Raw genomic sequence first — 21,328 nt, forward strand, 5'->3', positions numbered from 1 at the left:
GGGTCAGACCCCCAGATAGCGCTCCTGCACATCCGCATCGAGCGCATCCGGGCTGCCCGTCCAGACGCTGCGCCCCTTTTCCAGAACCACGCAGTGGTCCGCGACCGGCAGAAGCTCGCTGAGTGTCTTGTCGACGATCAGGATCGATTGCCCCTCACCCTTCAGCGTTTTCACGGCCGCCCAGATATCCTGCCGGATCACGGGGGCGAGGCCCTCTGTCGCTTCGTCGAGGATGATGAGCTTGGGATTGGTCGCAAGAGCGCGCGCGATGGCCAGCATCTGCTGCTCGCCGCCCGACAGGGTGGCAGCCAACTGGTTGCGGCGGTCGGCAAGGCGGGGGAAGAGCGTGTTGACCGCCTGCAATGTCCAGCGGCCGGATCGTGCAGCGGCCTTGATGTTTTCTTCCACGGTGAGATTGGGAAAGCAGCGACGTCCTTCGGGCACCAGACCGACGCCGAGCCGCGCAATCTGGTGAGGGCGCATTCGATCCGTTTTCCTGCCGGCAAAATGAATCTCGCCCGCCTGTGGCGGTGTCAGCCGGCAGATGGCGCGGATGGTGGTGGTCTTGCCCATTCCGTTGCGCCCCATCAGCGCCACGACCTCACCTTCGCGCGCCTCGAGACTGACATCGAAAAGCGCCTGCGAGGCGCCATAGAAGCTGGCTATGTTGCGCACCGAGAGAAGCGTCATGTGCCCTCCCCCAGATAGGCTTCACGCACGGCGGCATTGCGGCGGATATCCTCGACGGTCCCGCTCGCGATGATGCGGCCATAGACCAGCACCGATACGCGGTCGGCAAGAGCGAAGACGGCATCCATGTCATGCTCGACAAGCAGAATCGGCGCTTCCTGCCTCAATCCGTCGAGAAAGCGCGTCAGCGCCTTGCTGCCCTCGGGCCCCATGCCTGCCATGGGCTCGTCCAGCAGAAAGGCCCTCGCACCAAGTGCAAGAGCGATGGCGATCTCAAGCTGGCGCCGTTCGCCGTGGGACAGTTCGGCGGCCGGCACATCTACACGATCTTCAAGCCCCACGCGTGCAAGCGCATCCATTGCCGGATCGACAAGGCTGCGGTCGGACATGACGGGCTTGAAGAAGCGGAAGCTCGATCCCTGCCGCGACTGCACGGCGAGCATCACATTGCGCAAGGCGGAGAACTCACCCGCAAGTGACGAGACCTGGAATGTGCGCCCCATGCCAAGCCGCGCACGGGCGGCCATGCCCAGATCGCTCACATCTTCGCCGGCAAAGTGAATGCGCCCGCTGTCGGGCGACATTGCCCCGGTGATCTGATTGATGAGCGTGGACTTGCCTGCGCCATTGGGCCCGATCAGCGCGTGGATCTCGCCTTCACGCAGGTCAAGGCTCACATCATCGCTGGCCTTGAGCGCGCCAAAGCTCTTGTTGAGCTTTTCAAGCTTGAGGATCGGCTCAGCCATGACGCGCCCTCCCCGCCAGAAGGCCGATCACGCCCCCCCGCGCGAACAGCACAACAGCGAGCAGGACAAGGCCCAGGAAGAGTTGCCAATGTTCGGTCATGCCCCCAAGCAGGAACTCGAACATCACATAGACGCAGGCGCCCGCAAGCGGCCCGGCGAGCCTTCCCGTGCCACCCAGAATGACAAGCACGATCAGTTCGCCCGACATGTGCCAGGACAGCATGGACGGGCTCACGAAGCGATTGAGATCGGCAAACAGCGCTCCGGCGACCGCCGTCATCATGGCCGAGATAATGAATGCCGCAAGCCGGATGCGGAAGGGCGCGATGCCGACCGCTGCAAGCCGCGTCTCGTTCTGCCGTCCCGCCTGCAACGCAGCACCGAAACGCGAATTCTTCAGAACCGCGAAGAAGATAAGGCCAATCACGAGCACGGCGAAACAAAGTAGAAAGAAGCTCAGCGGCTGCAGCGTGTTCACGCCGGGAAAGCCGTTGCGCACGAAGATCGACAGACCATCCTCGCCGCCATAGGCAGGCCAGGAGATGGCGAAATAGTAGATCATCTGCGCAAAAGCGAGCGTGATCATGATGAAATAGACGCCCGATGTGCGCAGCGCGATCAGGCCTGTTGCGGCTGCGACTATTCCCGCCGAGACGGCCCCGACCAGCCAGATGATCAGCATGTTTTTCGTGCCCGAAAGCCCGAGAATGAGTGGCTCGCCATTGAAAGCGTGTGTGGCAAGAATGCCCGCCGCATAACCGCCAATGCCAAGGAATGCGGCATGTCCGAAGGAGACCAGTCCTCCAAGGCCGAGCGCCAGATTGAGCCCCGTAGCGGCGAGCGCAAGAATGGCGATCCGCGTTGCAAGCGTCACATAGAAGGTTTCATCGAGCGCGACCGCCACCAACGGACCGGCAAGAAGTGCGCCCAGCAGAAGGACCGTTATCAGGTTTTCGCGGGTGATGAGGTTTCGCGCCATCGCTTCACCCATTTGCCGCGAAAAGGCCCTGCGGCCTGAAGGCAAGAATCAGTGCCATGAGGATATAGATCAGCATGGAAGCGATAGCTGCACCGATGGATGCGGCAGCGGATGGCTCCATGAAGAGGCCCAGTCCGTGCGGCAGCAAGACCCTGCCAAGCGTCTCCGTCAGCCCGACGAGAATGGAACCGAAAAGCGCGCCGCGGATGGAGCCGATACCGCCGATGACGATCACGACGAAGGCCAGGATAAGGACCGGCTCGCCCATACCCACCTGCACCGATTGCAGCGCCCCCACCATGGCACCGGCAAGACCTGCCAATGCCGCCCCGAGCGCGAAGACAAGCGTGTAGAGCGTGGTGATGTCGACGCCGAGTGCGGCAATCATCTCCCGGTCGGATTCGCCGGCGCGAATGCGCATGCCAAGGCGCGTGCGGGATATCAGCAGTGACAGGCCGACAGCGACGGCAATCCCTACCCCGATCACGGCCAGACGATAGATCGGATAGGACGAGCCGCCAGGCAGGCTCACCGCACCCGACAGAAGCGGCGGTATGTCGAGATAGAGCGGGAATGAGCCGAACAGCCAGCGCGTGCCTTCGGAGAAGATGAGGATCAGTGCAAAGGTCGCAAGCACCTGGTCGAGATGGTCGCGGTCATAGAGCCGGCGGATGACCAGAAGCTCGATCACAGCACCTGCAGCCGCTGCAGCCGCAAGGCTTGCCGCAAGCCCGATCCAGAAGGAACCGGTCCACGCCGCCACGGAAGCACAGGCAAAAGCCCCCACCATGAACAGCGACCCATGGGCCAGATTGATGAGCCCCATGACCCCGAAAATCAGTGTCAGCCCGGCGGCCATCAGGAACAGCATAACGCCGAACTGAAGCCCGTTCAGTATCTGCTCTATGAGAAGGGTCAGGGACACGGGAAAGCTATTTCAGGAAACCGGGTTTCAGGGGATGGCGCACCAGACGCCCACTTGCGTCCTCCCGCAAGGCCGAAAGGCTCGTCCGGGGACCCATTGGAAGAACATCGTGGAGCAAGGCCCCTCTCCGATCCCCTTGAGAAAGCACGCGCACACCTGCGGGTTGGCCGCGCCTTTCAATGGGCCCCGGCTCGCCTCTTAGTCGGCCGGGATGACGAGATAATGCTTACATCTTGCACTCGGCAGCGTAGGCATCGCCATGATCGGTGAAGGCGGTGGAGACGATGGTGTTGGTCAGCTCACCATCCTTTTCCACGACCTCGCGCACATAGAAATCCTGGATCGGGTGATTGTTGGTGTTGAATTTGAACTTGCCGCGCACCGACTGGAAGTCCGCTTCCTTAAGTGCCGCGCGGAAGGCTTCGCGATCCGCGACATCCGCCTTTTCCGCGGCCGACAGGATCAGATTTGCGGCGTCATAGCCTTGAGCCGCATAGACGGAAGGAAGGCGATCATATTTCGCGCGGAATGCTTCCACGAAGGCCTTGTTGGCTTCATTGTCGAGATCCGGCGCCCAGGAGGCGGAGTTCTTCACCCCAAGCGCAGCTTCACCGATTGCAGGAAGAATGTCCTGGCTGAACGAGAATGCAGGGCCCATGAGCGGAAGGTCCACACCCGACTGCGCGAACTGCTTGGTGAAGGCCACGCCCATGCCGCCGGGCAGGAAGATGAAGACCGAATCCGCGCCTGATGCACGGATCTGCGCAATCTCGGCTGCATAATCCGTCTGACCGAGCTTGGTGTAGATCTCGCCTGCGAGCTCACCCTTGTAGTAGCGCTTGAAACCGGTGAGCGAATCCTTGCCCGCCGGATAGTTGGGCGCCATGATGAAGGTCTTCTTGAAGTCCTTGTTTGCCGCCTCACCCATCGCCTCGTGGAAATTGTCGTTCTGATAGGCGACGTTGAAATAGTTCGGGTGGCAGTTCGCACCGGCAAGGGCCGAAGGCCCTGCATTGGGGGAAATGTAGATCACGTCCTGCGCGGTGACTGACGGCACGACGGCCATTGCGAGGTTCGACCAGATGATGCCGGTCATCAGATCGACCTTGTCGCTCTGAACCATCTTGTCGGCGATCTGCACGGCAAGCTCGGGCTTCTGGCCGTCATCCTCGATGACCACCTCGATCTCGTCATTGCCGGCCTTTTCGATTGCCAGCATGAAGCCGTCGCGCGCATCGACGCCAAGGCTCGCTCCGCCGCCCGACAGGGTCGTGATCATGCCGATCTTCACCGGCTCGGCCTGCGCCACGCCGCCCATTGCAAATGTCAGTGCCAGCAGGCTGGCTGCGAGTGCCTTCTTCATCGAAATTCCCCCGAGGTTCCTGTTCTTCTTGACCGCGCAAAACGCGCTCGATTCCGCGCGAAGTCTTTCATATCCAAGGATCAGTGCAAATAGCAATCTGGCCAGTGGCAGTATGCGCGTGCCGGCAGGGCCATTCCTGCCTGGTGAAAAAGCGCTATAGAAGAAGCACCTGACAAGGAGGAGCCATGTTCTACCGCGAGATTACCGATTGGGATGACGCCTATGCCAATCCGCCCAACATTCCCCGTTCCGAGAGGTGGCCGGGGGAATGGCTGGAGGCGGCGGAAGCCTATCGGCAGGAGATGCTCGACGAGGGGCGCGTCCAGCTTGATCAGGTCTATGGTCCGGCAGAGCGCAATCGCTTCGATCTCTTCTCGCCCAAGACCCGGCCCCGCGGACTGGTTGTCTTCATCCATGGCGGCTATTGGCGCCGCTTCGACAAGAGCTACTGGTCGCATCTGGCCAGGGGCGCAAATGAACGCGGTTACGCGGTTGCCATCCCCTCCTATACGCTGTGTCCGCAAATCCGCATCGGCGGCATTGTCGACGAGATGGCCCGCGCCCTGGCGCATCTGAGCGAGTTGGTGGAAGGTCCCATCCATCTTGCCGGACATTCAGCCGGCGGACACCTGGCAACCCGACTGATCGCCTCGCCGTCCCCGCTGCCGGAAAATGTCCGGATGCGGATTGCGCATGTGCTTTCCATCTCGGGCGTTCACGACCTCAGGCCGCTCATGTCGCTTGAGCTGAATGGCGAATTGCGCATCGATGCGCAGGAAGCCGCCGCGCATTCCCCGGCATTGCTTGCGCCCCTCCCTCGGCAGAAACTCACCTGCTGGGTTGGTGCCGCAGAGCGCGAGGAATTTGTCCGGCAGAATGCGCTGCTCGCCAATATCTGGACCGGTCTGGGAACGCGCACGGCGATTGTCGAGGAGCCGGACCGGCATCATTTCGATGTGGTGGATGGATTGGCAGTGTGCGACAGCGTTATGGTGGACTGCCTTCTTGCACCTTGATGGGGCAAGGCAGGAAGCGCCGTTAACCTTCTGTTAACCAAAAACTTCTTGACGACTCAGCTTCTCCCTGTCTGAGATGAATACGGATTTCAGGCGTTATTTCCGCTTTCGGCGTAACAGTGCGATTTGACCGGAACAGCGCCGGGAACCTGTCTTTGTATGCGGTTTCACGCAGGGCGTTTCCCCTGCGCATGTGGAGCTGCCGGCGTAGGTGCATGGCGTTCAAACAGCGAATCGGCTTAGGCTGGCGGCTGGGAAGAAGAAGCTGGCTTGATGGCCAGAGTAGCTGTTGGCGGTTGTCAACGGCCCGTCATGCGCATGTGCGGATCGGTAATCGAGCGGGGGCTCATCAGAGGAGAACATGTTGGACAGCGCAACCCAGACGGCAGAAGCCAGTGCAGCAGACGAGCGCATTGCTGCCGATGCCGCCCTTCTTTCCGACCAGCTGCGCGTGCTGCGCGAGCGGCTCTTTGCGCCCGCAGAAAGCAAGGTCCTGCGCACCTTCTCCTCCGGCGAGGCCGCCAAGCTTATCGGTGTTTCCGATGGTTATCTGCGCCAGCTTTCAATCGCCGGCGAAGGTCCGCAGCCCGAAACGGGCGCAGGAGGCCGGCGCTACTATTCCCTTCAGGACATCAATGCGCTGCGCCAGCACCTTGCCAATCAGGCGCTGGCCAAGGGCAATATTGCCAAGGCCCGCTCCTATGTGAAATGGCGCGACCCGGAGCATGAGCATCTGCAGGTCATTGCCGTCACCAATTTCAAGGGTGGCTCCGGCAAGACAACAACCAGCACCCACCTCGCCCAGCATCTGGCGCTTGAGGGTTACCGGGTTCTGGCGGTCGATCTCGATCCGCAGGCCTCCATGTCGGCCCTGCTCGGCTACCAGCCGGAAGTGGATCTGACCGGCAATGACACGCTTTATGGCGCGATCCGCTATGACGAGGAGCGCCGCCCGCTCTCCGAGATCATCCGCAAGACCTATTTCGACGGGCTGGACTTCGTGCCGGGCAATCTGGAGCTTCACGAATTTGAGCACACGACGCCGCGCATGCTGGCGACCCGGCAGGATGACACGGAAGGCTTCTTCTTCGCCCGTATCCAGACCGCACTCCAGTCGGTGGCCGATGATTACGACATTGTCGTCATCGACTGTCCGCCGCAGCTCGGCTTTCTGACGCTCTCGGCCCTTTGCGCGGCGACCTCGGTCATCGTGACCGTTCATCCGCAGATGCTCGATGTCGCATCGATGAGCCAGTTTCTCTATATGACCGCCGACCTTCTGTCCGTGGTGCGCTCAGCAGGCGGCACGCTCAATTTCGATTTCCTGCGCTATCTCATCACGCGCTACGAGCCGAATGACGGGCCGCAAACGCAGATCGTCGGCTTCCTGCGCTCCCAGTTCGGCGAGCGGGTTCTGACCGCGCCAATGGTTAAGTCGACCGCCATATCAGACGCGGGTTTGACCAAGCAGACGCTCTACGAGGTGGGCCGGGACAATTTCACCCGCTCGACCTATGACCGCGCGATGGAAGCGTTGACAGCTGTCAACCAGGAGATCGAGCAGCTTGTCCGCGAAGCCTGGGGACGGGGGGAATAGGCCATGAGCAAGCGCAAGGACCATCTGAAAGCCTTGTTCGGCAGCGGCCCGCTTCCCGGTGAAGCCCCCTCGCCTGCCCGTGCGCCCGAAACCAAGTCGATGCCGCAGGACAAGGCGGATCATGCGCCGGCTGCAAAATCGGCGGCACCTTCTGCTCCCGCACCCGGCCGCACCTCATCGGGTGCCATCAAGGCCATGGGCCTGTCGCTCAACTCGGTCAATCAGGAACTGCAGGAAGCCCGCGCCTTGAAGGAAAGCCTGGCGCGCGGTGAGCAGGTGGTGGAGATTGATCCGGCTAGGATCGATCCTTCACTGGTCCGCGACCGCCTCTCCCATGAGGATCAGGGCGACGAGGCTTTCAATGCCTTGGTCGAGAGTATGCGCGAGAGCGGGCAACAGGTGCCGGTTCTCCTGCGCCCTCACCCGACCGCGCAAGGCCGTTACCAGGTGGCTTACGGCCATCGCCGCGTACGCGCCTGCATGCGGCTGGAGCGGCCCGTGCGGGCCATTGTCCGCGAGCTTTCCGACGACGAACTCGTCTTGGCGCAGGGCAAGGAGAATACCGAGCGACGCAATCTCTCCTTCATCGAGAAGGCGTTTTTTGCTCATGGGCTGATTGCGCATGGTTTCGACCGCGGCATCGTCCAGAATGCGTTGTCGCTTCACAAGGCTGAGATGACGCGCCTTCTGGCCGTGGCCGGTGCTGTTCCCGCGGATATAGCCCGCGCCATCGGGCCAGCGCCGAAAGCGGGTCGTCCACGCTGGTTAAGCCTTGCAGAGAAGCTGAAAAGCGAAGCTGCACTTGAAGCGGCAGAACGGATCATTACGAGCGAAGCCTTTCAGGCGGCAGGCTCGGACGAGCGTTTCAAGCTGCTCTTCGCACAACTGTCCAAGAAACCGCCGCAGCCGCGTCATGGACGGCCGCGCGACGTTACAGACGGGAAGGGCAAAGTGATTGCCCGCTACATTCCCGGCCCCAAACCGCGGCTTGAGATCAATGAAGAAGCCGAACCCGGCTTTGCGGAATTTCTGCTGAAGCGCATGCCCGGGCTGATCGCCCAAGCGCAGCAGGCAAAGCGGGAACGCAGATGAGTTTTCGGGGAAGGTGAGGCGGATTTATCCCCGCCCTTCATCCCCGCGGTAGAGTGTAACCCACGCGTAGCAAATGAACTGACAACGAGGAAAATCGGACAAGAAAAAAGGCCCCCAGAACGTCGCCATTCCGGAAGCCCCTTTTCGATGTAGCAATCTGAAAGAATCACTTCCGACCGCTAAAGTCAAGCATCGGTGCGATCCGGTGGCCGTATTTTTCTTGCCTGAAGAAGGGTGAGAGGATGACGGAGACATTTGCCGTCTCGCCGTTTGGCGGGCGGGGGATGGCCCATGCGCAGATTTCTGCTCAAAGGGCCATTGCAAGAGCCGCTTCAGGCGCGAAACCGCGTGGCGAAAGCGGGGATAAAAAAGCTGTCGACAAGTGGAAACTCATCCGCGCGGTCACGGAAGCCAAGCAGCATCTTGGTCTGTCCGATCGCACCATCTGCGTTCTCGAAGCGCTGTTGAGTTTTCTGCCAGAGCGTGAGCTGAAGGCTTCCACGCGTTTGATTGTCTTTCCGTCCAATGCAGAGCTGTCCGTGCGTGCCCGCGGCATGGCACCGGCAACACTGCGTCGCCACCTGGCGTCGCTGGTGAGTGCCGGGCTCGTCATGCGCCGCGACAGTGCCAATGGCAAACGCTATGCGCGCCGCAACGAAGACGGCGAGGTGGAGCAGGCTTTCGGCTTCGATATTTCACAGCTTGTCCTGCGGTCCGACGAAATCTTCGCCGAGGCCATCCGCGTGCGCCGCACCGCTTCGGAAATGAAAGCTCTGCGCTCGGAAGTCACGATCCATATGCGCGACATGCGCACCATGCTGAACGCTCTTGGCGAAGAGGGGCATGAAGGTCTGGCGGAACTGGAAGATGCCTTTGAGGCGGTCAGTGGCCGTCTTGGCCGTCGTACCTCGCGCGAGGAACTGGAGGCCCGCCTTGCAAGGCTCGTCGCGCTGCGGCTGCGGCTCGAAGCCTGTCTTGGCCTTGGGCATCAAGACGCAGGTGAGGATGCTGAGGCGGATATGGATACCCTATCGGTCACGCCCCAAACAGATAGCGAAACCGGAGATGATGACCAGGAGAAACAGGTTCAGGAGAAGGTCGAAGCGCAAACCGCTGAGGCCCTCAATTCACGAAAAGTGAGCGCCAATGTCCGCCAAAATGAGCGCCACATAAAGAAGCCCGAGTCAGAATCCCTTCTTGAAGAAAGACAGAAAGATTTGGGTGTGAGAGATGCGCGCCATCAGCCGAGACCGCCCAAGGTTGACAGCTGTCAACGCGGGGAAGGGGACGCAGCTTCATCAGCACGAAACGTCACGCTTCCCAGCCTCCTGAAATCCTGCCCGTCAATTGCCGATTACGCTACTGCGGGCATTCAATCCTGGCAGGACCTGTTCAAGGCCGGTGATGTGGTGCGCCGAATGCTGGGGGTGAGCGATCACGGCTGGTTCGCGGCCTGTGCTGCCTTGGGACAGGTGGGCGCTGCCATTGCCATGGCGGTCATCCTGCAGCGGGCAGAACGGATTGCCTCACCGGGTGGCTATCTGCGCTCGCTTACTGCCAAGGCCCAACGCGGGGCGCTGGATCTGCGAGTGCTGGTCGATCAGGAATTGCGCAATCAGGCAGGAGCAGTGACGCTGGGGGTAGGGCATGCATGAGGACCGGCTGCTACTCAGCCCGGTAACCACGAGCAAGCTTCGACCGGCCAAGGCGGGCCTGAGCTTCCATCGCCTGTTCGGTGGAACTGTAGAGGTCGATGCGCACGCGGCCGACTTTCCCGATGCGGCCCCATTGGCGGACAAGTGCCGCACCGCCGAAGAGATCAGGCTCCACGGAAAGCGCGTAAAAACGCGCCATGTTGCGGCTGCGATCAATGCGGCGGAGGAACTGGGAAAGCGGTGGTTTCTTCATGCGCAGCAAGATGAATCCCGGCTCAAGTCGCGTCCAACGCATTTCTTGAATCCGTCGCGCCAGATCGATTCACGAAATTGATGCTTCCGGCGCTTTATAGTGAACAAAATCTAAATCCCGACTGACGGAAACAAAAAGCTAAATAACTTCCGTTAGGCGAAAGGTCAGCTCGGCCGAAATTTGCATTGATGGGCCCGGGAACAGGCCTCCAACGATCATTCCGCCATCACCCATAGCTGCCGCCTGATTTCCCCAGAACCGGCTAACCCGGCTAGGCGAGGCAACACGCTCGAAAAGCAGGAGGTCGCGCATGAGCCCACACCCCAACACCGCAGCAAAGCTCGAAACTTCGGCGCGTGACGGTCACTCCCCGGGAGACGACCCCGCAGCAGAGATCGTGCGCATGCACGACGCGCTGGGCAAGGCGGTCTTGTTGATGCTTGGCCAACAGCGTTATCGATGGCTGGGATTGGGGGAGTTGGAGCGTGTGGCTATCAACCCGCTCATCAAGAACCGCATCGCCATAGTCGCTCATGGAGGAGGGGAGGGCCAGCCGACCCGGCTGACGGGGATGGCGCTCTGGGCGCATGTTTCCGAAAAGGTCGATGCCGCCATCTGCGAGCAGATCAACGCCAATGTCTTTCCCGTCCACCTCAAGCCGGCCGACTGGGACAGCGGTTCGATCAACTGGATCCTCGACATCATCGCGCCCGACACCGCTTCGGCCAAGCAGGTCGCCCTGGTGGTCCGGGACATGATGCCGCCAGGTGATATTCGCGTACATCCAGCCGCAGCCCGCGCCATCGGTGATGCGGGCATGAAGGAGATCACCCGGGCGCCCCGGACCGAAGCCGCGGAGTAGGCACTGCACCCAAGATCGTTGACAGCTGTCAAAAGCCTGCCCGTGGAAAAATGTCTGTTCCTGATTTTTTGATACAGCTTGGGGCTTGCATCAAATATCGCTGACCCGGCTCTGACTGTAAGGTCGCAAAAGCATCAGGAGAGACAACATGTATGATTGGGCTGTGCTTTGGGACTGGATGGGCTTTGCGGTGCGATGGCTGCATGTCGTAACTGCCATCGCCTGGATCGGTTCCAGCTTCTATTTCGTGGCGCTTGACCTGGGCCTGCGCAAGGCGCCCGACCTGCCCGCCGGGGCACATGGCGAGGAGTGGCAGGTTCACGGCGGCGGGTTCTACCATATCCGCAAATATCTGGTCGCGCCCGAGCAGATGCCCGAGCATCTGACATGGTTCAAATGGGAAAGCTATTCGACCTGGCTTTCCGGCGCGGCTCTCCTGATGATCGTCTATTGGGTCGGGGCGGAGCTTTACCTGATCGATCCCGCCAAGGCCGATCTTTCCGTCTGGCAGGCAATCCTGATCTCCGCCGCTTCGCTCAGCATTGGCTGGATCATCTATGACCTGTTGTGCAGGTCGGGCCTGGGCGAGAAGCCCACGCTTCTGATGGTCCTGCTCTTCGCGCTGCTCGTCGCCATGTCCTGGGGTTACAACCAGATATTCACCGGCCGCGCGGCACTTTTACATCTGGGTGCCTTCACCGCGACGGTGATGACGGCCAATGTGTTCTTCATCATCATTCCCAATCAGCGCATCGTGGTCGCGGACCTCAAGGCCGGGCGCAAGCCGGACCCGAAATATGGCAAGATCGCCAAGCTGCGCTCGACCCATAACAACTATCTGACGCTGCCCGTCGTCTTCCTGATGCTGTCGAACCATTATCCGCTGGCTTTCGCCACGGAACATAGCTGGCTGATCGCAAGCCTCGTCTTCCTGATGGGCGTCACCATTCGCCACTGGTTCAACACCCGCCATGCGCGTGCGGGCAGCCCGACATGGACCTGGCTCGCAACCGCCCTCATCTTCCTCGCTATCGCGTGGCTTTCCACCGCGCCCATGTGGCAGGCTGCAGAAGGGGAGGGGACGCGTCCGGCAACAGCCTATGAGCAACGCTTCATGAAGGCAGAGGGTTTTGAGGAAGCGCGCGACATCGTCTCCGCGCGCTGCTCCATGTGCCATGCGGCAGAACCGGTCTGGCCTGGCATCAACTGGGCGCCGAAAGGTGTGGTCTTGGAAAGCGAAGCGGATATCGCCCGCCATGCCCGCGCGATCTATCTCCAGTCGGGCATCACCCACGCCATGCCACCTGCCAACCGGACGGGCATGAGCGATGAGGACCGGCAGACGCTTGTGCGCTGGTATCGTGCCGCGAGTGGTTCTGAGGGAAGCTGACGCGCTGACCTAGCTGGCCTGCACGAGTGCAACGCCTTTTACCTGCGCATAGACATGCATGCCCGGTTTCAGCCGCAACCGCTCGCAGGAATGGCGGGAGACACGGGCGAGCAGTCTGGCAGGCGGGACATCCGCGGTTCCCGCCTCGCCGGCGAGGCTGAGGACCACAAGCTCTTCCGAAGATGAAACCGCGCGCAGGCTTTCGATATAAGCCGGCAAAATGTTGAGGATGGTGGTGTCCGCCGCGCTGTGCAGTGCGATGGAGACATCACCTGCGGCAATTCTCAGCCGCACCTGGCTTGCGGGCGGTTCGCTTTCTGCCGGCAGGTGAAACACGCCGCCTGAAACCGCATAGGCGAGCAGATTGCCGGTGTGGTCGAAACCGGCGGGCTTCGCATCAAGTGTAACGGCAGCCTCGCGTGCGCCGGCAAGCGGGAATTGCGGGTCCGCCTGCAGGGCTTGCAGCGGACCGGACGCGATCACGCGGCCTCGATCCACCAGTACGAGATGATCGGCGAGGCGCTCGACCTCCCGCATGTCGTGGCTGACATAGAGGATCGGCAGGGCGAGTTCGCCATGCAGGCGTTCGAGAAAGGGCAGGATCTCGTCACGCGCTGCCGGATCAAGCGCCGACAAGGGCTCGTCCATCAGGAGAAGACGCGGCTGCGAAAAGAGCGCGCGGCCAATGGCAACGCGCTGACGTTCCCCGCCCGACAATGTCGCCGGATCGCGTGCCAGAAGCGGCATCAGGCCAAGCAGGCGCAGAATCTCGTCCTCGTTTTCCGGCCGCTGTCCACGCTTCAGCGAAAAGCGCAAATTGGCCTCGACATCGAGATGGGGGAACAGGCTTGGCTCCTGGAACACATAGCCGATGGCGCGCCGGTGAGGCGGGAGGAAATGCCCCGTCTCCTGCCAGCTTTCACCGCCGACATGGCAATGGCCGTCAAGCCTGTCCAAACCGGCGATGGCGCGCAGCAATGTCGTCTTGCCGCTGCCCGATGGACCGTAAAGGGCGGTCACGCCATGGGCGGGCGCCTCGAAGATGAAACCGAGCGGGAGCGTGCCAACCTTTCCGCCGAGTGCGATGCTGATCCGGTCAGGTGGAGTCATCATCCGCGCATCCGCCGCATGCGCTTTTCGGCAAGGATCATGGCCAGGATCACGAGGAAGGAGAAGACGACGAGCGCAGCACTCAACAGGTTCGCCTCGCGCCAGCGCATGGTCTCGACGAGATCGAAAATTGCAACGGAAAGCACGCGGGTTTCGCCCGGGATATTGCCGCCGATCATCAGGACCACGCCAAACTCGCCGATCGTATGGGCAAAGCCGAGCACGGCGCCGGCGAGAAAGCCGGGCCGCGCGAGAGGAACCGCTACGCGCCAGAAGGCGGCAGCGGGCGACGCGCGCAAGGTTGCGGCCACCTCCATCGGGCGATCACCCATGGCCTGAAACGCATTGCGGATCGGCTGCACGACAAAGGGCAGGGAATAGATGACCGAGCCGATCACCAGCCCTTCGAAGGAGAAGGCAAGGGTGCGCGCGTCCCAAAAATTAGCCAGTGCTCCTCCCGGCCCCTGCGGGCCGAGCGCGATGAGAAGGTAGAAGCCGAGTACCGTCGGGGGTAGCACCAGCGGCAGAGCGATAAGTGCAGCCACGGCCTCTTTCCACCATCGTTGGGAGCGGGCAAGCCACCAGGCCAGCGGTGTTGCCACCACCAGCAGAATGAGCGTGGTGATAAGGGCAAGCGCTAGGGTGAGCCGGACGGCAATCCAGATATCCGGACCAAGCCCGCCCATCAGGCCCCGCCTCCGGTCTCGTAGCCAAAGTCGGTGATGATGGCGCGGGCTTCGGCGGATTTGAGAAAGGTGAGGAAGGCCAACGCGGCTGCATTGTCGGCCGCAGGCGTAAGCAGCACCGCGTCCTGGATGATGGGATCATGCAGGTTCGAGGGTACGGGCCAATAGGTAGCGATAGGCTGGTCATGCAATTGCGAGAGCGCCACCATTCCCGCACCTGCATTGCCGCTCGCGACGAACTGGAAGGTCTGCGCCACGGAATTGCCCTTTACGAGCCTCGGGCTCATCAGCTCGGCGAGCTCCAGCTTCTCCAGGCTTTGCACTGCAGCGCGGCCATAGGGGGCGGTTTCGGGATTGGCGATGGCGAATCGCTGTGGCGGGTCCTTGCGAACGGTCTCCGGCGAGATGGCCTCTCCACCAGCCCACAACGCCAGCCGCCCAAGCGCATAGGTGAAGCGTGAGGTCTTCAGCGCCAGTCCTTCCGCGATCAGCTTTCCCGCATGGTCCTCATCGGCGGCAAGAAGCACGTCATAGGGCGCGCCCTGGATGATCTGGGCGGTGAGCTGGCCCGTCGAGGCAAAGCTGAGTGTGTAGCGGTGCTCGCTTTTGGCTTCCAGCCGCTCGACCAGCCTGCGCGCAGGCTCGATGAAATTCGCCGCCACCGCGATATGCGCCTTTGCCGCATCGGCTGTCTGCGCGCCAAGCAGGGCCATGATCGGCAGGATGAAGAGCATGTGGAGGAAAAAGGTAAGGCGCGGCTGCATCCACTGTTCCTGAAGGAAAACGCACTGTCGAGTTAGGCGCTTGTTTGCCCATGCGTCAAGCGCTTGGCCTTACGGAACGAAAAAGCCTGTTCGCTTCTGCAAAGGCCTTCGCCTATAGTTCGCTGGAATGGAGGACGAGGGACGATTGGGCGGCATCGACCACGACATGCTGGCGCGGATCATGCGCGCGGAGGATGCGCTTGCGCGTTTGGACGAGCGGATCGCCGCCTGTCCCTTTGCTGACGGGTTCCGCGCGCGACAGCATTTTCATGAGGCGGCAGCCAGCCTGTGGCTGGAAGGCGAGCTGGTGCATGAGGAAGAACTCGTGCTGCACGATGCGCGCATGGATATCCGCCCGCCAAGCCACGAGCTGACGCGCGCCCATGAGGTGCTGCGCACGCGCAGGCGCATTGCGAGCGCTCCGGCGGGTTGGGCCGCAAGCCGCGAAGGCGTGAACCATCTGGCCAGGCGCGAGGAAGCGAGCGGCGTGACGATGGAAGCGGCAACCGCTATATCCGGACAGGATGCGCTTGCGCGCGAATTGGCAGACATGGACGCGCTTCTGGAGCGAACCGAGCAGGTTCTGCAGGGCGAAGTGCCTCCAGGTGGGAGGCTTCGCAAATCCTCGCCGGACCCGGCATTGCATGATCCGCAATGGGGGGAGGGGGAACGCATCGCGCGATGGCTGGAGGTGGTGGAGCAGGCAGCACACGAAGCCGGTGCTCTGGTATTGGCGGCGGCCTTGGTTTGGGACATATGGGAGGTTGAGACGCCGTTGCAGAACCAGCATTGGCTCGGGCTACAGCTTGCTGCTTCCTATCTGCGCCGCGCGAACAAGGCGCGCGCCCATCTGCCCGCCCTTGCACTGGGGCTGAAAACGATATCCCGCGAACGCCGGCGCTCAAGTGACCGGGACGTGCGGCTTTCAGCCCTCATCGAGGGGGTGGAGCTTTACGCCGAGCGCGGCATGAAGGAGTTGCAGCGCCTGACCCTTGCGCATGCCCGCATCATGCGCAAGCTCGAAGGGCGCAGGACAAGCTCCAGCCTGCCCGCACTCGTGGATCTGGTGATGGCGCGCCCGGTCGTATCGGCGGCCTTGATCGCGGGCGAGTTGAAGATTACCCAGCGCGCGGCCCTCAATCTCGTGGGCGAACTGGAGCTGCGCGAAGTTACGGGCCGCGGTCGTTTCAGGGCCTGGGGTGTGCTGTAACATTGGCACGGTTCGCTCGCATCTGTGCAAGCGTTGTCACCGCCACGCCGACGCCCAGGATCGCAGCGCCGGTCCAGGTGAGCAGCGCGTAATTTTCCCCGAGCCACAGGATGCCGATAACAAGGCCGACAGCAGAGCCGACATATCCGATCTGGCTGAGATAGACCGGTCCGCCAACGGATTGCAATCGGAAGAAAAGTGCGAACATGGCCGACGCTGCTGCAATCTGCAGGAACACGATCATGGGGATCGAGGGGAGCAGGGTGAAAGCTGACATCTGCCCCGCAATGACAATGCCGATCAAAAGCTGGATGGCTGCGGCAAGGTGACTGCCCGCGGCAAGTTCAAACGGCCCGGAATCGCTCGGCCAGCGGGCGGTACGATAGATGTTTCCAGCCGCCAGCGATACGGGAATGGCAAGTCCGAGCAAGACCCAGATCATCTCGGCCGGTGCTCCGGTCTCGCCCCGCGTCAGGGCAACGGTCACAGCGCCTACGAAGCCGACCAGAATGCCTGCCAGGCCAAGGGCGCTTGGCCGCCTGACACCAAGCATGGTGGACAGCGCGAGGGTGAACACCGGCGACAGGGTGAACATGATGCCCGTATATCCCGCACCCAGATGCGGCACGACCGAGAAGATCAGGATATTCGGGATCGCGTAGGAGATCGCGGCCGTGACCGACAGATAGATGAGCGTAGCGCGGTCGAGCCTGATCCGCGCGCCGCGTGCGAGCACAACAGCGATCAGGACCAGCCCCGCCCCAGCCGATATGACAAAGGCCCATATCATGGGCGGCACGCCTGCCGCAGTCGCCAGCTTCCCAAGCGGAGGGGTGAGGCCCAGAAGGGCCCCATTGGCTACAAGCAGCGCGAGTGCGGAATTCCAGAGCGTTCTCACCTTCGGTCTCCGAAAATTGCAGGCTGGCGTCATCCCGTAGTGGTGCGTGACGACGCAGGATTTCAGGCAGCCATGGCCCGTGCCTTCTCTCCGATGAACTGGCTGAAGCGGTGAATGAAGGATTTCAGGAACTCAGCCGTGTTCTCGTTGGAAAGACGTCCACCCTCATCGAAGAGAGTGGCGGAATTTCCGATATAGGCTTCAGGCTGACCGAGTGTCGGCATGTCGAGGGAGGCCAATGACTGGCGCAGGTGATGGTTTGCACCAAAGCCGCCAATGGCACCAAGTGAGGTGGAAATGATGGCGGCAGGCTTGCCGGTCAGCGCACCTTTTCCATAAGGGCGCGAGCCGATGTCGATTGCGTTCTTCAGGACGCCGGGTACGGAACGCACATATTCCGGGGTGATGAACAGAACGGCCTCGCTCGCAGTGATGCGACTGCGAAATGCCGTCCAGCTCTCCGGCGGCGATGCTTCCAGATCTTCGGAGAAGAAGGACAGTTCGTCGATCGGGACAATCTCGAACTGGTGCTGGGGGACCAGCTCCGGCAAAGCCTCGGCGATCTTGCGGCTGTAGGAACCTTCACGGATGCTGCCAATGATGACGGCGATCTTGCTCATCTCTATTTCCTTCAATGTGATTACCCATCTTTCAAGGAGGTGGGTTCGCGGGTAAAATAGTGATAAGAATCTTAACGTCAAGATACTTTAGGGGGAGAAATATGGGTCGCGCACTATTTGCGGTCGAGCAATGGAGGAAGGAAAAGCCTGATCTCGATCTTCTGCCGATGGAGGTGATCGGGCTTCTTTCGGAAGCATCATCAATGGTGACGCGGAACGGCCTTGCTCCCTTTTTCAAGCGCTGTTGCCTGCAGCCGGGCGAATTTGACGTGCTGGCGACATTGCGCCGGGCGGGCAAACCCCACGCCTTGACGCCCACGGAGCTTTACGAGGCGACGATGGTCACGTCGGGGGCGATGACCAATCGCATCGACCGGTTGGAACAGGCGGGGCTCGTCGCGCGCAAGGCCAATCCCCGGGACAGGCGGGGGGTGGTGGTCGAGCTCACGCAGAAAGGCTTCGAACTCATCGACAAGGCAATCGTGGATCACGTGGAGAACGAGAGACGGCTGCTTTCCGGTCTTAACGAGACGGAGCAAAGACAATTGGCCGGCCTTCTTTGCAAGCTTGTGAGAAGCGAGGCTCTTCAGGACAGCGAGTGATGCCCCCGTCTCAGGCTCGCGCGGCCGCTGCCGTCTTGCTGCCCATGCGCCGCGCCAGTCGCGCTTCAAGTTGCACCAGCGCGTCATAGATGAGGACGGCGAAGAGGCCGACGATCAGGCCGCCTTGCAAGACATAGGCGGTGTTGTTGGTGAGCAGGCCTGCGATGATGACTTCGCCAAGCGTGCGCGCGGCAACCGTAGAGCCTATCGTGGCGGTGCCAAGGGCGATCACGACCGACAGGCGGACGCCCGTGAGGATGACGGGGAGTGCCAGCGGCAGTTCCACCTGGATGAGGCGCTGGCGGCGGTTGAGGCCTATGCCGCGCGCGGCCTCCATCGTGGCGGGGGGAAGGGTTGCAAGACCGGTCACCGCGTTTTCGAAGATGGGCAGCATGCCGTAGAGAAAGAGCGCGATGAGCGTCGGCCCGGCACCAAAGCCGAGCATGGGCACTGCAAGCGCCAGAACGGCGACCGGCGGAAAGGTCTGGCCGAGATTGGCAAGCGTGCGCGAAAGCGGGAGAAAGGCGGCACCCGCAGGCCGCGTGACCAGAATTGCAAGCGTGACGGCCACGAGCGTTGCAGCACCTGAGGCAAGCGCGACCAGCCCCAGATGGCTGAGCGAGAGATAGAGGAAGGAGGCGCGGTCATAGATCACCGGACCGTTCTCCGGCGCGAAGGGCGCAAAGAGCGGCGTGAACCACTCCGGTTGCAAGACAAGAGCCAGGAGCAGGGCAATCAGGACCAGGCGAAGAAGTGCTGCAGACCTCATTGAAGGCTTTCCGCACGCGCCCGGATGGCATCAAGCGTCACCCGGCCGATTACCTGACCGTCACGACTGACAGGCACGGCCGCGCGCCCCGACCACAGACAGGCCGAAAGCGCGTCGCGCAGGCTGGTCCTTTCCGGCAGCGCCTCTCCTGATGCGGGGCCTTCCTCAACAAGCTCCGAAAGGGGAAAGAGCGACAGAAGGCGCAAGGGACGGTCGACGCCGCCAACCATTTCGGCAACAAAGTCCGTCGCCGGGCGGGCGATGATCTCGGCTGGCGTCGCATATTGCACAAGTCGCCCCGCATCCATCACTGCCACGCGGTCGCCGAGATGAATGGCCTCTTCCATGTCGTGGGTGACGAGCAGGATCGTGGAGCCCAGGGTGCGCTGGATGCGCTTCAGGTCCGCCTGTGCACGGGTGCGAATGATGGGATCAAGCGCGCCGAACGGCTCGTCCATCAGAAGCAGGTCGGGACGTGAGGCAAGCGCGCGCGCCACGCCCACACGCTGTTGTTGACCGCCTGAAAGTTCTGCGGGAAAGCGGTTGCGGAATTCCTCCGGCGGCATGGAGAAGAGGTTAAGCAGTTCGTCCACGCGATTGCGTATCTTTTCCTTCGACCAGCCGAGAAGGCGCGGCACCGCGCCGATATTGCGCGCGACCGTGTGGTGGGGAAAAAGCCCATGTCCCTGGATCGCATAACCGATGCGTCGGCGCAGAATGTGCTTGGCAAGGTCTGTTGTCGGCTCGCCATTGATACGCACGCTGCCGGAACTCGGCTCCACCAGCCGGTTGATCATGCGCAACAGAGTGCTCTTGCCCGAACCGGAAGTGCCGACAATGGCCGTAATGGTGCCGGTCTCGACCGTCATCGAGACGGCATCCACGGCAGCCCGTTCGTCATAAAGCTTGGTGATCTTGTCGATCTCGATCATCTTTGGCTCCCGGATTGCGGGCTCGACAGCTCGACGAGAATGTCCATCACGATGGCCGAGACGAGGGCCAGCAGCACCGTGGGCAATGCGCCGAGCAGGATGAGGTCGGTGGCGGTCTGGTTGAGACCTTGGAAAACGAAGGTGCCAAAGCCGCCGCCGCCGATAAGGCCCGCAATGACTGCAAGGCCGATATTCTGCACCAGAACGATGCGCAGCCCGGCGAGGATGACAGGCAGGCCAAGCGGCAGTTCCACGCGCAGGAGGCGCTGCAATTCCGTCATGCCCATGCCGCGCGCAGCCTCGAAGGCGGCTGGTGGCGTCGCATCAAGCCCCGCCACCGTATTGGCGACGACGGGCAGCAGCGAATAGAGAACGAGTGCGAGAAAGGCGGGCATGAAGCCGATGCCCGCAACACCCATTTCGCGCGCGCCGGGCACGGTGGCCGCGACCCAGGCGAGAATGGGGATCATGATGCCGAACATGGCAAGCGACGGGATCGTCTGCAGAAAGCTCAAGACCGGCAAAAGCGAGCGTTGCAGACGGTCGCTGCGATGGCTCAATATGCCGAGTGGAAATCCGATCAGTGCTGCCGCACCCAGTGAGCCAAAGGCGAGCCACAGATGGCGCACCCCCGCATCCCAGAAGGAAGCGGCCCGGCTTGCATATTCCTGCATGATGGAAAGATCGGCGAGTGCGCCCGAGGTCAGGACCGCGGCAAGTGCGGCGAGTGCAGTGAGCAGAACGCCAAGTCGGGTGAGGGGTCCCGGCGAAAGATTGGTCAGCGCATCAGCCAGCAGGAGCGAGAGCACGACGAGCAGGCACCAGAAGCCCGCCCCGGGCGAGACGCGCGCGAATTCGCCTGCTTCGCCAAGAAGGGAGGATGTGCCGGCAACAAGCAGCCAGACGAGCCCTGCAAAACCGATGAAGGCACCGCCAAGGCGCAAGGCGGGCCGCCCTGCGGGAAGCCCGAGAGCAAGCCCCCCGATCAATGCCGCAAGCCCACCTAGGCTCGTGCCGGGCGAGCCGAGAGACCAGGCGGGCACACCTTCACCCGCGACAATGCGATTTGCCGCGAGCGTCATGTAAGGGGCCAGCAGACTGGCCAGCCCCAGAACGGCAAACAGGACGCCCGGTGGTGAGAGGGCGGGCTGGCTGCGCGGCGACATGGG

22 protein-coding genes are annotated in these 21,328 nt (G+C 61.9%); 8 read left to right on the forward strand and 14 right to left on the reverse strand.

Annotated elements, in window-relative coordinates; all coding sequences use genetic code 11:
* Positions 1–3: 3 nt before the first annotated feature.
* The 5 genes from EL18_RS16675 to EL18_RS16695 all read right to left on the reverse strand — a co-directional run bounded on the left by EL18_RS16675 (position 4) and on the right by EL18_RS16695 (position 4,703).
* On the reverse strand, positions 4–690 hold the full coding sequence (locus EL18_RS16675) for an ABC transporter ATP-binding protein (RefSeq protein WP_036486880.1): 687 nt from the start codon (positions 688–690) through the stop codon (positions 4–6).
* On the reverse strand, positions 687–1,436 hold the full coding sequence (locus EL18_RS16680; protein ID WP_036486882.1) for an ABC transporter ATP-binding protein: 750 nt from the start codon (positions 1,434–1,436) through the stop codon (positions 687–689). Before EL18_RS16680 ends, EL18_RS16675 begins: the two co-directional genes overlap by 4 nt.
* The gene (locus EL18_RS16685; protein WP_244444635.1) at positions 1,429–2,415 is read right to left on the reverse strand and encodes a branched-chain amino acid ABC transporter permease; all 987 of its coding nucleotides are present in this window, start codon (positions 2,413–2,415) and stop codon (positions 1,429–1,431) included. Before EL18_RS16685 ends, EL18_RS16680 begins: the two co-directional genes overlap by 8 nt.
* A gap of 4 nt (positions 2,416–2,419) precedes the next feature.
* Positions 2,420–3,340: a branched-chain amino acid ABC transporter permease gene (locus EL18_RS16690; protein WP_036486884.1), complete on the reverse strand. Its 921-nt coding sequence runs from the start codon at positions 3,338–3,340 to the stop codon at positions 2,420–2,422.
* A 226-nt stretch (positions 3,341–3,566) separates the two neighbouring features.
* Positions 3,567–4,703, reverse strand: a complete 1,137-nt coding sequence (locus tag EL18_RS16695; RefSeq protein WP_036486886.1) for an ABC transporter substrate-binding protein — start codon at positions 4,701–4,703, stop codon at positions 3,567–3,569.
* 185 nt (positions 4,704–4,888) lie between these two features.
* On the opposite strand from EL18_RS16695, the gene EL18_RS16700 reads away from it, so the two are divergent.
* The 4 genes from EL18_RS16700 to repC all read left to right on the forward strand — a co-directional run bounded on the left by EL18_RS16700 (position 4,889) and on the right by repC (position 10,063).
* On the forward strand, positions 4,889–5,719 hold the full coding sequence (locus EL18_RS16700; RefSeq protein ID WP_036486888.1) for an alpha/beta hydrolase: 831 nt from the start codon (positions 4,889–4,891) through the stop codon (positions 5,717–5,719).
* A gap of 361 nt (positions 5,720–6,080) precedes the next feature.
* Positions 6,081–7,316: a plasmid partitioning protein RepA gene (repA, locus tag EL18_RS16705; protein ID WP_036486890.1), complete on the forward strand. Its 1,236-nt coding sequence runs from the start codon at positions 6,081–6,083 to the stop codon at positions 7,314–7,316.
* A gap of 3 nt (positions 7,317–7,319) precedes the next feature.
* A complete protein-coding gene (gene repB / locus EL18_RS16710) occupies positions 7,320–8,408 on the forward strand; it encodes a plasmid partitioning protein RepB (RefSeq protein WP_036486892.1) in 1,089 nt (362 codons plus the stop codon).
* A 242-nt stretch (positions 8,409–8,650) separates the two neighbouring features.
* Complete coding sequence (repC, locus tag EL18_RS16715) at positions 8,651–10,063, forward strand: plasmid replication protein RepC (protein WP_036486900.1); 1,413 nt, start codon at positions 8,651–8,653, stop codon at positions 10,061–10,063.
* A gap of 10 nt (positions 10,064–10,073) precedes the next feature.
* Here the strand turns inward: repC and EL18_RS16720 are convergent, their stop codons facing one another.
* On the reverse strand, positions 10,074–10,316 hold the full coding sequence (locus tag EL18_RS16720) for a WGR domain-containing protein (protein ID WP_036487121.1): 243 nt from the start codon (positions 10,314–10,316) through the stop codon (positions 10,074–10,076).
* A 310-nt stretch (positions 10,317–10,626) separates the two neighbouring features.
* Here EL18_RS16720 and EL18_RS16725 point away from each other — a divergent pair, with 310 nt between their 5' ends.
* Complete coding sequence (locus tag EL18_RS16725) at positions 10,627–11,178, forward strand: toxin-activating lysine-acyltransferase (RefSeq protein ID WP_051914440.1); 552 nt, start codon at positions 10,627–10,629, stop codon at positions 11,176–11,178.
* A 148-nt stretch (positions 11,179–11,326) separates the two neighbouring features.
* The gene (locus tag EL18_RS16730; protein WP_036486903.1) at positions 11,327–12,568 is read left to right on the forward strand and encodes a urate hydroxylase PuuD; all 1,242 of its coding nucleotides are present in this window, start codon (positions 11,327–11,329) and stop codon (positions 12,566–12,568) included.
* Positions 12,569–12,577: 9 nt separating this feature from the next.
* On the opposite strand, the gene modC is transcribed toward EL18_RS16730, so the two are convergent.
* From modC to modA, 3 genes are read right to left on the reverse strand one after another with little or no spacing between them, the layout of a single operon-like run.
* Positions 12,578–13,681 carry a molybdenum ABC transporter ATP-binding protein gene (gene modC, locus EL18_RS16735; protein ID WP_341872070.1) on the reverse strand — a complete coding sequence of 368 codons (1,104 nt, stop codon included), beginning with the start codon at positions 13,679–13,681 and terminating at the stop codon, positions 12,578–12,580.
* Complete coding sequence (modB, locus tag EL18_RS16740; RefSeq protein WP_036486905.1) at positions 13,678–14,364, reverse strand: molybdate ABC transporter permease subunit; 687 nt, start codon at positions 14,362–14,364, stop codon at positions 13,678–13,680. The genes modC and modB overlap by 4 nt, the downstream gene beginning before the upstream one ends.
* On the reverse strand, positions 14,364–15,128 hold the full coding sequence (gene modA / locus EL18_RS16745) for a molybdate ABC transporter substrate-binding protein (protein WP_200875551.1): 765 nt from the start codon (positions 15,126–15,128) through the stop codon (positions 14,364–14,366). The genes modB and modA overlap by 1 nt, the downstream gene beginning before the upstream one ends.
* 145 nt (positions 15,129–15,273) lie before the next feature.
* Here modA and EL18_RS16750 point away from each other — a divergent pair, with 145 nt between their 5' ends.
* Positions 15,274–16,338, forward strand: coding sequence for an RHE_PE00001 family protein (locus tag EL18_RS16750; RefSeq protein WP_051914442.1), 1,065 nt, complete (start codon positions 15,274–15,276; stop codon positions 16,336–16,338).
* On the opposite strand, the gene EL18_RS16755 is transcribed toward EL18_RS16750, so the two are convergent.
* Together EL18_RS16755 and EL18_RS16760 are read right to left on the reverse strand one after the other, a co-directional pair.
* Positions 16,316–17,236 carry a DMT family transporter gene (locus EL18_RS16755; RefSeq protein WP_036486909.1) on the reverse strand — a complete coding sequence of 307 codons (921 nt, stop codon included), beginning with the start codon at positions 17,234–17,236 and terminating at the stop codon, positions 16,316–16,318. The two genes, EL18_RS16750 and EL18_RS16755, sit on opposite strands and share 23 nt — an antisense overlap.
* A gap of 62 nt (positions 17,237–17,298) precedes the next feature.
* Positions 17,299–17,856, reverse strand: coding sequence for an NADPH-dependent FMN reductase (locus EL18_RS16760; RefSeq protein WP_036486911.1), 558 nt, complete (start codon positions 17,854–17,856; stop codon positions 17,299–17,301).
* Between the two features lie 101 nt (positions 17,857–17,957).
* Between EL18_RS16760 and EL18_RS16765 the strand changes: the two genes are divergently transcribed.
* Positions 17,958–18,458, forward strand: a complete 501-nt coding sequence (locus EL18_RS16765) for a MarR family winged helix-turn-helix transcriptional regulator (RefSeq protein ID WP_036486913.1) — start codon at positions 17,958–17,960, stop codon at positions 18,456–18,458.
* 10 nt (positions 18,459–18,468) lie between these two features.
* On the opposite strand, the gene EL18_RS16770 is transcribed toward EL18_RS16765, so the two are convergent.
* Genes EL18_RS16770 through EL18_RS16780 form a run of 3 tightly spaced genes read right to left on the reverse strand, consistent with a single transcriptional unit; the run spans position 18,469 to position 21,325 of the window.
* Positions 18,469–19,227 (reverse strand): ABC transporter permease, encoded by a 759-nt coding sequence (locus tag EL18_RS16770; protein WP_036486915.1) that lies wholly within the window; start codon positions 19,225–19,227, stop codon positions 18,469–18,471.
* Positions 19,224–20,159: an ABC transporter ATP-binding protein gene (locus tag EL18_RS16775; protein ID WP_036486917.1), complete on the reverse strand. Its 936-nt coding sequence runs from the start codon at positions 20,157–20,159 to the stop codon at positions 19,224–19,226. Before EL18_RS16775 ends, EL18_RS16770 begins: the two co-directional genes overlap by 4 nt.
* Entirely contained in the window at positions 20,156–21,325 is a 1,170-nt protein-coding gene (locus tag EL18_RS16780) for an ABC transporter permease (protein WP_036486919.1), read from the reverse strand. The genes EL18_RS16775 and EL18_RS16780 overlap by 4 nt, the downstream gene beginning before the upstream one ends.
* Positions 21,326–21,328: the final 3 nt, after the last annotated feature.

Source organism: Nitratireductor basaltis (genome assembly GCF_000733725.1).
In the GTDB taxonomy this organism is placed as follows: domain Bacteria; phylum Pseudomonadota; class Alphaproteobacteria; order Rhizobiales; family Rhizobiaceae; genus Chelativorans; species Chelativorans basaltis.

Excerpts from the sequence above, each read along its gene's own strand:
- EL18_RS16760 (WP_036486911.1), bottom strand. The coding sequence starts at position 17,856 with ATGAGCAAGATCGCCGTCATCATTGGCAGCATCCGTGAAGGTTCCTAC.
- modB (WP_036486905.1), bottom strand. The coding sequence starts at position 14,364 with ATGGGCGGGCTTGGTCCGGATATCTGGATTGCCGTCCGGCTCACCCTA.
- EL18_RS16720 (WP_036487121.1), bottom strand. The coding sequence starts at position 10,316 with ATGAAGAAACCACCGCTTTCCCAGTTCCTCCGCCGCATTGATCGCAGC.
- EL18_RS16685 (WP_244444635.1), bottom strand. The coding sequence starts at position 2,415 with ATGGCGCGAAACCTCATCACCCGCGAAAACCTGATAACGGTCCTTCTG.
- modA (WP_200875551.1), bottom strand. The coding sequence starts at position 15,128 with ATGCAGCCGCGCCTTACCTTTTTCCTCCACATGCTCTTCATCCTGCCG.
- modC (WP_341872070.1), bottom strand. The coding sequence starts at position 13,681 with ATGATGACTCCACCTGACCGGATCAGCATCGCACTCGGCGGAAAGGTT.
- EL18_RS16700 (WP_036486888.1), top strand. The coding sequence starts at position 4,889 with ATGTTCTACCGCGAGATTACCGATTGGGATGACGCCTATGCCAATCCG.
- EL18_RS16765 (WP_036486913.1), top strand. The coding sequence starts at position 17,958 with ATGGGTCGCGCACTATTTGCGGTCGAGCAATGGAGGAAGGAAAAGCCT.
- EL18_RS16730 (WP_036486903.1), top strand. The coding sequence starts at position 11,327 with ATGTATGATTGGGCTGTGCTTTGGGACTGGATGGGCTTTGCGGTGCGA.
- EL18_RS16675 (WP_036486880.1), bottom strand. The coding sequence starts at position 690 with ATGACGCTTCTCTCGGTGCGCAACATAGCCAGCTTCTATGGCGCCTCG.
- repC (WP_036486900.1), top strand. The coding sequence starts at position 8,651 with ATGACGGAGACATTTGCCGTCTCGCCGTTTGGCGGGCGGGGGATGGCC.
- EL18_RS16780 (WP_036486919.1), bottom strand. The coding sequence starts at position 21,325 with ATGTCGCCGCGCAGCCAGCCCGCCCTCTCACCACCGGGCGTCCTGTTT.
- EL18_RS16725 (WP_051914440.1), top strand. The coding sequence starts at position 10,627 with ATGAGCCCACACCCCAACACCGCAGCAAAGCTCGAAACTTCGGCGCGT.
- EL18_RS16680 (WP_036486882.1), bottom strand. The coding sequence starts at position 1,436 with ATGGCTGAGCCGATCCTCAAGCTTGAAAAGCTCAACAAGAGCTTTGGC.
- EL18_RS16695 (WP_036486886.1), bottom strand. The coding sequence starts at position 4,703 with ATGAAGAAGGCACTCGCAGCCAGCCTGCTGGCACTGACATTTGCAATG.
- EL18_RS16770 (WP_036486915.1), bottom strand. The coding sequence starts at position 19,227 with ATGAGGTCTGCAGCACTTCTTCGCCTGGTCCTGATTGCCCTGCTCCTG.
- repA (WP_036486890.1), top strand. The coding sequence starts at position 6,081 with ATGTTGGACAGCGCAACCCAGACGGCAGAAGCCAGTGCAGCAGACGAG.
- repB (WP_036486892.1), top strand. The coding sequence starts at position 7,320 with ATGAGCAAGCGCAAGGACCATCTGAAAGCCTTGTTCGGCAGCGGCCCG.
- EL18_RS16775 (WP_036486917.1), bottom strand. The coding sequence starts at position 20,159 with ATGATCGAGATCGACAAGATCACCAAGCTTTATGACGAACGGGCTGCC.